The 11,851-nt window shown below is 59.5% G+C and carries 12 protein-coding genes; 11 read left to right on the forward strand and 1 reads right to left on the reverse strand.

Translation table 11 applies throughout. The annotated features are described in order from the left end of the window. The coding region (locus DC366_RS15720; protein ID WP_165802932.1) for a multicopper oxidase domain-containing protein at window positions 1–590 on the reverse strand (590 nt) is incomplete at its 3' end. 720 nt (window positions 591–1,310) lie between these two features. Between DC366_RS15720 and DC366_RS15725 the strand changes: the two genes are divergently transcribed. The 11 genes from DC366_RS15725 (at window position 1,311) to DC366_RS15780 (ending at window position 11,770) form a co-directional block, all read left to right on the forward strand. Next, window positions 1,311–1,820 (forward strand): cupredoxin domain-containing protein, encoded by a 510-nt coding sequence (locus DC366_RS15725; protein WP_243405167.1) that lies wholly within the window; start codon window positions 1,311–1,313, stop codon window positions 1,818–1,820. 102 nt (window positions 1,821–1,922) lie between these two features. Then, window positions 1,923–2,243, forward strand: coding sequence for an SHOCT domain-containing protein (locus DC366_RS15730; protein WP_243405168.1), 321 nt, complete (start codon window positions 1,923–1,925; stop codon window positions 2,241–2,243). 118 nt (window positions 2,244–2,361) lie between these two features. Further along, window positions 2,362–4,362: a heme lyase CcmF/NrfE family subunit gene (locus DC366_RS15735; RefSeq protein ID WP_108693181.1), complete on the forward strand. Its 2,001-nt coding sequence runs from the start codon at window positions 2,362–2,364 to the stop codon at window positions 4,360–4,362. Window positions 4,363–4,366: 4 nt separating this feature from the next. Continuing rightward, complete coding sequence (locus DC366_RS15740; protein WP_108693182.1) at window positions 4,367–4,930, forward strand: DsbE family thiol:disulfide interchange protein; 564 nt, start codon at window positions 4,367–4,369, stop codon at window positions 4,928–4,930. Then, window positions 4,927–5,403, forward strand: coding sequence for a cytochrome c-type biogenesis protein (locus DC366_RS15745; protein ID WP_303626302.1), 477 nt, complete (start codon window positions 4,927–4,929; stop codon window positions 5,401–5,403). The genes DC366_RS15740 and DC366_RS15745 overlap by 4 nt, the downstream gene beginning before the upstream one ends. Then, the gene (gene ccmI, locus DC366_RS15750; RefSeq protein ID WP_207768739.1) at window positions 5,400–6,566 is read left to right on the forward strand and encodes a c-type cytochrome biogenesis protein CcmI; all 1,167 of its coding nucleotides are present in this window, start codon (window positions 5,400–5,402) and stop codon (window positions 6,564–6,566) included. The genes DC366_RS15745 and ccmI overlap by 4 nt, the downstream gene beginning before the upstream one ends. 16 nt (window positions 6,567–6,582) lie before the next feature. Beyond that, entirely contained in the window at window positions 6,583–7,170 is a 588-nt protein-coding gene (locus DC366_RS15755; protein ID WP_108693183.1) for a L,D-transpeptidase, read from the forward strand. A gap of 743 nt (window positions 7,171–7,913) precedes the next feature. Beyond that, entirely contained in the window at window positions 7,914–8,177 is a 264-nt protein-coding gene (locus DC366_RS15765) for a hypothetical protein (protein ID WP_108693185.1), read from the forward strand. After that, entirely contained in the window at window positions 8,177–9,640 is a 1,464-nt protein-coding gene (locus tag DC366_RS15770; RefSeq protein ID WP_108693186.1) for a TolC family protein, read from the forward strand. Before DC366_RS15765 ends, DC366_RS15770 begins: the two co-directional genes overlap by 1 nt. 12 nt (window positions 9,641–9,652) lie before the next feature. Then, on the forward strand, window positions 9,653–11,011 hold the full coding sequence (locus DC366_RS15775; protein WP_108693187.1) for a multicopper oxidase family protein: 1,359 nt from the start codon (window positions 9,653–9,655) through the stop codon (window positions 11,009–11,011). A gap of 45 nt (window positions 11,012–11,056) precedes the next feature. Then, window positions 11,057–11,770: a copper-binding protein gene (locus DC366_RS15780; RefSeq protein WP_108693188.1), complete on the forward strand. Its 714-nt coding sequence runs from the start codon at window positions 11,057–11,059 to the stop codon at window positions 11,768–11,770. Window positions 11,771–11,851: the final 81 nt, after the last annotated feature.

Genomic DNA, 11,851 nt, shown 5'->3' on the forward strand with positions numbered 1-11,851 from the left:
TCCTCGCGCGAGTCGCGCACCAGATCCTCCAGCGTGCGCTGCGCGCGGTTGTAGTAGTCGGCCGACATTTTCAGATTGCGGAAAATGCGGCTGCCATCGTGCGGATGCTTGTCGGTCAGTTGCACGACATAATCGCGGTCGGCGCGCGTCTTCTCGCCGCCCTTCGGCTCGATCACGATTGCGCCGAAAGCTCCATCAGGCTCCTGAAAACCGGTATGGCTGTGAAACCAGTAGGTGCCGGCCTGCTGGATCGGAAACTGGTAGGTGAACGTCGTGCCCGGCGCGATCCCGTTGAAGCTGATGCCCGGAACGCCGTCCTGCCGGAACGGCAGGATCAGCCCGTGCCAGTGGATCGAGGTACTTTCGCGCAGGTTGTTGGTGACGTTGATCGTAACCTGCTCGCCCTCCTTGAAGCGCAGCACGGTCGGGGTCTGGCTGCGGTTATAGCCGATGCCGGTCTTCTTGAACTCTCCGGTGTCTATGCGGATCTTGTCGACGCTGACATTATAGGTGCCGGGCAGCGCCATGCTGCCGGATACGGCGAGCGCGGCGGCCAGGATGGCCGTCTTGATAAGGGGGATGGGTTTCATCTCCGGTCCTTTCAGATTTGATTTGAAAGCGGTGCATTTGCGCCGCGTAGCGTGCTGATGATTGCAGCCCTGCAAATGATCATGTCGCGTCAAGGCGCGTCCGAGTGATGCAAAGGGTTGCGTATGTTCCGTTTGGGCTGCCTATTCGACGGGATCCAAAACGACACGGATCAGCCTCGCGGAGGCGGTGTCTCGCTAAAAGACGCCAATTTATAAGGCGCCACGACGTCGAAATCGTACTCGACCGAAATCTGCATGCGCATCTGTGCCGGCAGTAGAAATGGCTGTGGCAGTAAGGGCGAACAATGCGCCGTCATGGATGCGCAACCACCAGTCTTCTCATGCGATGTCATGGCAAAACCACAGCTGCTTGAAGCTGGCACAGCTTGATGCGCGCCTTGGGAATGATCCGGCTGGGCACGTGCGAACGACATATGCGGAAACGATGCCGCAAACATTAAGATCGCAGCCAGAAGCCATCCCCAGAATATGCTGTGCCGCTGTGTCATGCCACTCCATCAACATCGACGCCTGCCGATCGCCGGAAAATCGGTCAGACCCGCGGAAATTGCAAGCTTACACTTGATTACATTAAAAGCGCGCCGGGTGAGTTGATCCTCCTGCGCTGGAATGATTTCGTTTCACAACGTCGGGGAAGGGGTTTCGCGGCATGCGACATCATCTGCCCCAGCAGATCAAAACACAGTCAAGGAACACAACATGACGTTTATGAAATCTATCGGAGCAACGACTGCACTCATCCTTTTTGCAGGATCAGCAATGGCGGGTGCAGGGCACGGCTCGTCCATCGGCAAGGCTGGCGATCCGGACAAGGTCGACCGCGTGATCGAGGTCAGCATGGACGAGATGAAGTATGAGCCCAAGTCCGTTTCAGTCGCGAAGGGCGAGACGATCAAGTTCGTCGTGCGCAACGACGGAAACATCATCCACGAATTCAATCTCGGCACCGAGGCCATGTGGAAGGATCACAAGGATGAGATGAAGGACATGATGAAATCCGGCATGATGACGATGAAAAAGCTCGATCATGCCAAGATGATGGAAGGCGGCATGATGCATAACGACCCCAATAGCGTCCTCCTGGAGCCCGGTCAGACCGCTGAGGTGGTCTGGACCTTTACCGACACGACCGAAATGGGATTTGCCTGCAACGTGCCGGGCCATCTCGAAGGCGGCATGGTCGGTAAGATAGCGTTCTCCGGACACTGATTTTGCCTCGGATCATGAGGGGCCGGTTTGTGCCCCTCATGATCCAGCGGAAAAGGCCTTCGGCCCGGCAAGCAACAGGTTCGGCTAATACGAGAGAGCAACATGAAACACCTCACTTTTTCGATAATTTCAATCTCGATGACGGCTTACGCAAATGTTGCGTCCGCAACCCCGGACGGCGACTGGAGCAGAGGATATGGGCATATGATGTGGAGCGGAGGCCACGGGCTGCTTGGCGGTCTGATGATGTTGGTCTTTTGGGGGGTGATCATCGGATTGATCGTGCTGGGCGTTCGAAGCTTCTCGGGCCGATCCGACGCGCCGTCTGGTTCAAGTGCGCTCGACATCCTGAAGGAACGCTACGCTCGGGGCGAAATTGAAGAAGACGAATACGAGCGGCGCAAGGCGAACCTGGAGCGCTGAAATTGCGAGAAGATCGGGGCTGTTGACAATAATGTGAGGTCTGCAAGCAAAGGCTCGGTTGACCTTCCAGCACTGGACAGTCGTACGCTTCCTCATAACCTGACATTTGAGATAAAATATGATACCGGAAATTGGGCAATTCGCTCTCGCTCTCGCGCTTATGATTGCGGTGGTTCAAAGCATTTTGCCCATCCTGGGTGCTGCGCATGGCAATCTGCTGTGGATGCGAAGTGCGCGCGCGTCATCGGTCGCGCAGTTCGTCTTCATCGGCATCGCGTTCCTGGCCCTCATGCGGTCCTTCATCGTCAGCGATTTCACGGTTGTGAATGTGGTCGAGAATTCCCACTCACTCAAACCGATGCTCTACAAGGTCGCGGGCACCTGGGGGAGCCATGAAGGCTCCCTGTTGCTCTGGGTCTTGATACTGGCGACCTTCGGTGCCGGTGTCGCGCTTCTGGGGTCGAATATTCCGGATGCGCTCAAGGCGCGAACGCTGTCGGTTCAGGCGTGGATCAGCACCGGATTTCTATCATTTCTGATACTCACGTCCAACCCGTTCGAGCGGGTTTTCCCTCCGCCGCTTGATGGCAATGATCTCAATCCGCTTTTGCAGGATGTTGGGTTGGCGATGCATCCACCGCTGCTCTATTTTGGCTATGTCGGTTTCTCGATCGTCTTCTCCTTCGCCGTCGCAGCGCTGATTGAAGGGCGGGTTGATGCGGCTTGGGCGCGGTGGGTTCGCCCCTGGACACTGGCCGCGTGGATGAGCCTGACGGCCGGTATCGCTCTGGGGTCGTGGTGGGCCTATTATGAACTGGGCTGGGGTGGCTGGTGGTTCTGGGATCCGGTTGAGAACGTCAGTTTCATGCCTTGGCTTCTGGGCACGGCGCTTTTGCATTCGGCCATCGTGACGGAAAAACGCGACGCCTTCAAAAGCTGGACGATCCTTCTGGCAATCCTCACCTTCTCACTGTCTCTGCTGGGCACGTTCATTGTGCGCTCAGGATTGCTCACATCCGTTCATGCCTTCGCGGTCGACCCCGAACGTGGGCTCTATATTCTCGGCCTGCTAGGTGTTTCCATCGGCGGGTCTCTCGGGCTTTACGCATGGCGCGCGCCAGCGATGGAGGGGGGCGGACTCTTCGCGCCAATCAGCCGCGAGGCTGGGTTGCTCGTCAATAACCTTCTTCTGGGGGCTGCGACAGGTACGGTCCTGTTTGGCACGCTGTATCCACTTTTCATGGAAGCTGTTGTCGGCACCAAAATTTCGGTCGGCCCGCCCTTCTTCAATGCGGCTTTCATTCCGATGATGCTGCCGCTTGTTGTTGTCATGGGTTTTGGTCCGTTTCTGTCCTGGAAACGAGCAGACCTGAAGGGAATCTTTCAGCGCCTTCGCTTTGTCGCGGTGCTTGCAGGGTTATCGGGCCTCGCCGTCTGGTATCTGACCGAGGGCGGACCTGTCCTTGCCTATCTGTCGGTTGCAATCGCTGTCTGGCTATTGCTGGCGACGCTACGCGAGTGGACGACCCGCATCAGGCTTTTTGAGGTGCCTTTTGGAGATGCGATGCGCCGGGCCCGCAATATGCCGCGATCATCTCACGGCATGACATTGGCCCATGCCGGTCTGGCAGTTGCAATGCTTGGTTTCATCGGGTCGAGCGCATGGAAATCGGAGGAAATCGTCTTCGTTCAACCCGGGGCCGAAATCGCGATTGCGGGCTTTGATGTCCGCTTCGACGGGGTCGAGCGCGTTCAGGGACCTAATTATGTCGCCGATCGAGGCACACTTACAGTAACCCGTGATGAGGAGCCTGTGACGATACTGTTCCCCGAGCGCCGGTTCTATCCGGTTGCACAGAGCAGCACGACCGAATCCGCCATCCGTTCGACACTCGCAGGCGATCTTTACGCCTCTCTGGCCGAACCGGCTTCGGAAGACACAGCCGCGTCCGGTGCTTGGACCTTGCGTATTCTCTATGAGCCGCTGGTAAATTTTATCTGGATCGGTGCCGCAATGCTGGTTCTCGGCGGAGGTCTTTCACTGTCTGACCGACGATTGCGGGTGGGCGTTCCGCGACGTGCGATCACACCTGCCGCACAAGCGACCCCAGCGGAGTGAGCTCATGACACGTATTCTCGCAACCCTACCGATCCTGATCGCGCTGATGGTTGGCGGCTTCTTTCTTTGGGGATTGAATCCTGATCGGGACCCAAACGCAATCCCTTCGGTTCTCATTTCCCAGCAGGTTCCCGAATTCGATCTGGCGCCTGTTGCGGGCGTGAATATTCCCGGTCTTGCCCGTGCGGATCTGACAGGGAATCCGGGGCCGGTGGTGGTGAATGTCTTTGCTTCATGGTGCGTGCCTTGCCGAGCCGAACACGCGGTTCTGACGCGGATGGTCGAACGCAACAGCGTACGGCTCATGGGCATCAACTACAAGGACAAGCCCGAGGACGCCCTTGCCTGGCTGGATGAACTGGGCAACCCCTATGAGCGGATAGGATCGGACCTGAACGGGCGGGCTGGAATCGAATGGGGTATCTCAGGCGTGCCTGAAACCTTTATCGTCTCCGGCGCTGGCACCGTCCTTTACCGCTATGTCGGTCCGGTCGTCGGGCCCGAAGCAGAAGCGGAATTCTCTACGGCGCTGGCAGAGGCCCGCGCTGCAAAGGCGCCGCGCACATGATACGCAAAACGCTGTTCGCAACCTTGATACTTTTCATCCTGCCCTTTGCTGTGGCGGCGGTCGAGCCGGACGAGATACTGGACGATCCGGTGCTGGAGGCGCGAGCGCGGGATATCTCGCAAGACCTGCGCTGCGTCGTCTGCCAGAACGAGAATATTGACAGTTCGAACGCCGGCGTCGCGCGCGATCTGCGCCTGCTGGTCCGGGAACGGCTGATTGCAGGCGATACAAACCAGCAGGCGCTCGACTTCATCCAGGCCCGCTATGGTGATTACGTCCTTCTCAAGCCGCCGTTCCAGCCGTCCACCTACGCGCTCTGGCTCGCCCCGGGCGTTTTTCTGCTCTTCGGGATAGGGGTATGCATCCTAGTTCTGTCCCGTGCTCGGACGCGCCGCCCGAATGAAGCCCTGAGCGACTCCGAAGAGTCCGCCGTCGCTGAGCTTCTGGCGCAAGAAAACAGGAGTGATCCATGATGCTCTGGGGTATTTTTTCTGCGCTGGCCGTCGCGGCCGCGCTTTTCATGGTACTGCCGTTATTCGGTGCGAAAACAAGGATAGCCAACCGTCAGGCCGGCTCGGTCTCGATCCTTGCCGATCAGCTGCGCGAGGTCGACGCTGATCACGAGCGCGGCTTGATTTCCGCAGCTGACGCCCAGGCAGCCCGTGTCGAAATCAAGCGCCGTCTTCTGGCGCTTTCCCGTCTCCCAGAAACCAAACGCATGGATGGGATCAAGAGCGGTCGGGCACTTTTGGTGGTCGTGGCCCTCGCCGTTCCTGCGACCGCTGGGGCGCTCTATGCGTCACTTGGTTCGCCGCAAATGTCCAGCATGACCTTCGCTGACCGTGAAGATGAGCGCACCCAGAGGGTCGAAATCACCGATCTGACGGAGCGCCTGCTGGAGCGGTTGAAAAATGACCCGAACGGCGGGCCAACCGAGGGCTGGATGCTGCTGGCGCAGACATACATGCGTATGGAACGCTATTCCGACGCGGCGGCAGCTATCGCAAATGTCACCGAGCGCAAAGATGTGACCTCGGCGATTTTGTCTCAATACGCCGAGGCGCTGATTGTAGCCGAGGGTGGCATCGTGACCCCAGATGCCCGCACCGTCATCGCCCGCGCACGACAGATGGACCCGGCGAATCCTGCTGCGTCCTACTATGAGGCCATCGCGCTTGATCAGGCGGGCGACGGCGAAGAGGCGCACGACCTGCTCCTTGCCCGGTTGAATGGCGCGACAGGATCGGAATCCTGGGTGGAGCTTTTCGTCGCACAGGCCAATCGCATCGGCGAAACGCTTGGACGTGACGTTGTCAGACCGGCCCCCATCGCACCGATGGACGCTGCCCCGTCATCAGGGCCGACCGAGGACGACATGGCCGCGGCCGCCGAGATGAGCCAGAGCGAGCGCGATACGTTCATCCGGTCGATGGTCGATCGATTGGCGGACCGACTGGAAAACACGCCGGATGATCTGGACGGGTGGCTGCGGCTGGCCGGCGCCTATCAGGTCTTGGGCGACACACAAAAGGCGCAGGTAGCCTATCATCAAGCGGAGAGGTTGGCGCAAACCTTGCCCGATGATGATCCTCGCAGACAGACCATACGAGAGGCGTTGACCGGTCTCGAACAGTGAAGTGGAGGCAGCGAGCATGAAGCGAAGAGAATTCATTGCAGGGCTTGCGACGGCGGCAACGGCGTTTTCAGTGAGAAACGCAGCAGCCCACCCGGTAAAGCAGGTGCCAGACTACAATCTACCAGAAGAATTGCTGCCAAGGGCCGTGCCCATCGCGGGCAGCTTTGCGCCGTATGAAATACACGTCAACCCCGATGAATTCGCGCTCTACTGGACGCTGCCGGACAACAGGGCACTGCGTTATGTGGTCGGCATCGGACGGCCGGGCCTCTATGAGGCAGGTGAATTTTATGTGGGTGCCAAGAAGGAATGGCCCAGTTGGATGCCGACACCGGGAATGCTGCGCCGTGAGCCCGAGCTTTACTCCAAATGGAAGGACGGAATGCCCGGAGGGCTGAACAATCCGCTTGGCGCCCGGGCGCTTTATCTGTTCACGCCCGAACGCGGTGACACGTTTCTGCGGATTCACGGCACCAATGATCCCTCAACCTTGCGGCGCCGGGTCTCGAACGGATGCGCGAGGCTGATCAACGATCAGATGGTCGAGCTTTATCTGCGCGTTCCGCTGATGACGAAAGTGGTTCTCTATCCCGCGCTGAGATGAACCGTTGTTGCGACCGCGTTATTCATACCGACAAAGATGCGCTGCAATGTCTGGTTTGTCCTACGTCTGTCCCATTGCTTGCCAGCAGATGGAAACATCAATGTCTCAAGGAACCAATCAATCCAACATTCTGGATGTGCTGGCGCGCATTGAGCAGGATCGGGCTAAGGCGCCGGTTCGCTCCGACACGTTCACAGGACGGTCCCGAACAAGGCCGCTTGGCAAAATGGCCTCACGAAAAGTTTGGTGGCCGCCGCCCTCAAATGAATTGACAGCTGCCCCGTTTTACCCTCAAAACGCAGCGTATGAAGCCCAAAAAAACCATTGCTGCATGTCTCAAGGCCCTCTCGTACCTTGCGATCATCTGCGCTTTGATGTTCTTGCCATCCTCTGCAACCCACGCTGCCTCTGGCATACACGGCGATCACCACGCCGCGTCCGTCAGTTCCGATCAAGCCGTTCCGAAACATGCGCATGAGGCCGCTTCGTCAGAATCTATGCATGGTGCCAGCGGGTCTGCTTCCCAAGCGGATCAAAAGGACCAGGCGTCTGGCCAGTGTTGCAATGGACTCTGCGTTTCGGTTGTCCTTGACGATACCGATATCCCTTTCGTTAAACAGGCTACGCGTGACAAATACCTGATGGTACTCGCCCAGCCGGACTCGATTGAACCGACCGGTTTTTTGCGGCCCCCATTATACCTGATCTGACCCAAAGCCCTTAGCGGGTTTTTCGCTTTGCGCATGACCGTGCGTGAACTCGACGTCCATCATCAGGTTATCATCATGAAAATCCTTTTATCTATGGGGGCTTCGGCCCTCGCGCTTGGCGCATGTGCCAACGCGCCTGCACCGCTGCCTGACGTGACGGCGCAGCAGGCGGTCACCAACACGGCAGTATCCTCGCCAGTCAAATATCAGGACCCGCTGGCAGGATACATTTATCGCGGCCCCACCGGCCCGCGCGATTGGCGATCCGTCAACCAAGAACAGTCGGAGGGCAATTGATGCGCTTCAAGAGCCTCCCAGTTATTTTTGGTTTCCCGTTGGTCCTCGGCGCCTGCGCCACCGCCATTCCGGGCGCCTACACCGATCCCAACGCAGGCTTTGCCACAGTGTCGGGCCAGACCTCGGCCGCCATCGGCAAGCGCACCGCGTTCGCGCAAACACAGGCCCAGAACGACGCATTGGCCCGTGAGGTGCAGGGCATGGTGCAGGGCAAGACGATTTCGGCCGATACCGCCGTTCAGGCCGCCCTTCTCAACAACAAAGGACTGCAGGCGTCCTATGCGAATGTGGGCCTGTCCGCCGCCGAAGCATGGCAGCAGGCGACGCCAGTGAACCCCATTGTGTCGATCGGCGTCCTGGGGATCGGTGCGCCTGAACTCGGTGCTTACCGGGCGATCGAAGGACTGTTCCGCGCGAACATTCTGGACGCAACAACGCGCAAGCAGCGGGTCGCCTTGGCGGATGTGAATTTCCGCACCGCGCAATTGACGGCGGCGAATGACACGCTGACGCTGGCCAACCAGACACGGCAGGCATGGATCAATGCCGTCGCCGCCTTTGAGACGGTCAGCTATCTCAAGCGCGCCAAAGCGACCTCGGATGCGGGGTCCGAACTGGCGCGCAAGCTGGGGGAAACCGGCGCACTGAACAAGGCCGGGCAGGCGCGAGAGCAGGCTTTCAACGCCGAATTGGCGGGGCAACTGGCGCAGGCGCGGCTGAATGCGATACGCGCCAAGGAAGACCTGACGCGGCTGATGGGGCTTTGGGGGGCCGACGTGGACTACTACGTGCCCGATGCCTTGCCCGCATTGCCGCGTTCTGCCCGTCGGATCACCAATGTCGAGGCCAAGGCATTGCAAAATCGGTTCGATCTGCGCGTGGCAAAGCTGGGTCTTGAGGCGCAGGCGGCGGCGTTCGGACTGACTGACCAGACCCGGCTGGTGACAGACCTCGAACTCATCGCCGGCTTTGAGGCCGAGCGCGAGGCAGAGGATGGCGGGACGAGCACCGAAACCACCCCGCAGCTGGAATTGGAGTTCGCCATTCCGATCTACGACACCGGCGAGGCGCGGATGCGCAAGGCAGAGCTGGCCTATCTGCAGGCGGCCAACGTCCTTGCCGAAAAGGCCGTCAATGTGCGCTCCGAAGCACGCGGCGCAGAGGCTGCCTATCACGCCTCCTACAAGATCGCGCGGCACTACCGCGACGTTCTGGTGCCACTGCGCAACACCGTCGAGGAGGAGGGCCTGCTGTCCTACAACGGCATGATCACCAGCACGTTCGAGCTGCTGGCGGACGTTCGCGAGAAGCTCGCCGCATCGCTGGAATCTGCCAATGCAAGACGTGAATTCTTCATGGCTCAGGCTGATCTGACCGCCGCGATCTATGGCGGCGGCGCAGGCAGCGGCGGTGCCGTTGGAGAGGGTGCGACACTTGCCGCCGGTGGCGGCGCAGGACACTGAAAGGACGATGACATGATGAACAGACGTCAACTACTCGGGGCCGGCGCCGCAGGGGCCGCACTGGTGTCCTCGCAGGCATGGGGCAAGACCACGAATATGGGCCTGCCCGAAGCCGCCCAGATGGACAGCGCCGCCACGGCGATCACGCCGCGCCCATCCTCTGGGCCGGATTATAATCCGGTCGTCACGCTCAACGGCTGGACCCTGCCGCACCGGATGAACAACGGCATCAAGGAATTCCACCTCGTTGCCGAACCCGTAGAACGCGAGCTGGCCGATGGCATGATCGCGCATCTGTGGGGTTATAACGGCCAGTCGACCGGGCCGACGATCGAGGCGGTCGAAGGCGACCGGGTGCGCATCTATGTGACCAACAGGCTGCCTGAACACACGACCGTTCACTGGCATGGCATGATCCTGCCGTCTGGCATGGACGGTGTCGGCGGGCTCAGCCATCCGGGCATCCCACCGGGCAAAACCTATGTCTACGAGTTCGACCTGATCAAATCCGGCACCTTCATGTATCACCCGCACGCCGATGAGATGGTGCAGATGGCGATGGGAATGATGGGCATGTTCGTGGTCCATCCGAAGGACCCGACCTTCATGCCGGTGGACCGCGATTTCCTGATCATGCTGAACGCCTTCGACATTGATCCCGGGACATATGTGCCGCGCATCATGACGATGACGGATTTCAATCTGTGGACCTGGAACAGCCGGATCTTCCCCGACATCGACCCTCTGGTCGTGAACAAGGGCGACCGGGTGCGCGTGCGCGTCGGCAACCTGACGATGACGAACCACCCGATCCACATGCACGGCTACGACTTCAAGGTCACCTGCACCGATGGCGGCTGGGTGCCGGAGGCCGCGCAATGGCCCGAGGTCAGCATCGACATCCCCGTGGGCGCCATGCGCGCCTACGAGTTCACCGCCGACCATCTCGGCGACTGGGCGATCCATTGCCACAAATCGCACCACACGATGAATGCGATGGGCCACGATGTGCCGACTTTCATCGGCGTCGACAAGAAGCCGCTGACCCGGAAGATCCGCCAGTTCCAGCCCGAATACATGCCGATGGGCACGGCTGGAATGGCCGACATGGGCAAGATGGAAATGCCGCTGCCCGACAATACCGTCCCGATGATGACCGGCTGGGGGCCTTATGGCCCGATCGAGATGGGCGGCATGTTTTCGGTCGTAAAGGTCCGGGACGGCATCGATGCGGACGATTATTCCGACCCCGGCTGGTATGAGAACCCTCCGGGTGAGCAGGCCTATGAATGGACGGGCGAGTTGCCCGAATTTGCCTCCAACAACAGCCCGAAAACCGTGATTACCCCCAAGCCAACCTCGAAGGGCTGATCTGCTCTTCTGCTCTCTTCCATTTTGAAATCACAGGAAAAACTGATGAAAAACCTCCTTCTGACAACTGCACTGGCATTCACTCTCACCGCTCCGGCGTTCGCGTCGGGCAGCCACGACGGTGGCCACGATGGCGACATGCCTGCAATGCCGATCGGGATGCCGGGCGATGCGGCATCGATCGACCGGACCATCGACGTGACGATGAGCGAGACCGACGACGGCGAAATGCTGTTTGCCCCCCGCGAGATGACGTTTGTCAAGGGCGAAACGATCCGCTTCAACATCACGAATGAGGGCGCGCTTGAGCATGAATTCGTGCTCGACACGGCTGACGGCAATGCCAAGCACAAGGAACTCATGGCCAGGATGGACATGGAGCATGACGATCCCAATTCCGTCCGTCTGGACGCGGGCGCGTCCGGCGAAGTGGTCTGGACCTTTGCCAACGCAGGCACATTCGAATTCGCCTGCCTGATCCCCGGCCATTACGAATCCGGCATGCAAGGGCCGATCATCGTGGGCGATAAAATGGCGCAGGCGGATGTGGAATACACCACTGGCACGATCAAGAAGATAGACGCCAAGGCGGGCAAGGTGACCATCATTCATGGCCCGCTGGTCGGCCTCGACATGCCCGCGATGACAATGGTGTTCCGCGCCGATGAGGCGATGATTGCTGGCATGTCGGAAGGTCAGGAGATCGAATTTGTCGCGGATCGCATCGACGGCAAGCTGACAGTGACCCAGATGAAGTGACGCAACATGGGGCGCGGCGATGCGGATCGGCGCGCTCCCTTCGACCACCGCCATGGGAAAAGCCCAATTAATCGAGAGTGA

It is taken from the genome of Pelagivirga sediminicola, from assembly GCF_003072125.1.
In the GTDB taxonomy this organism is placed as follows: Bacteria; Pseudomonadota; Alphaproteobacteria; order Rhodobacterales; family Rhodobacteraceae; genus Roseovarius; species Roseovarius sediminicola.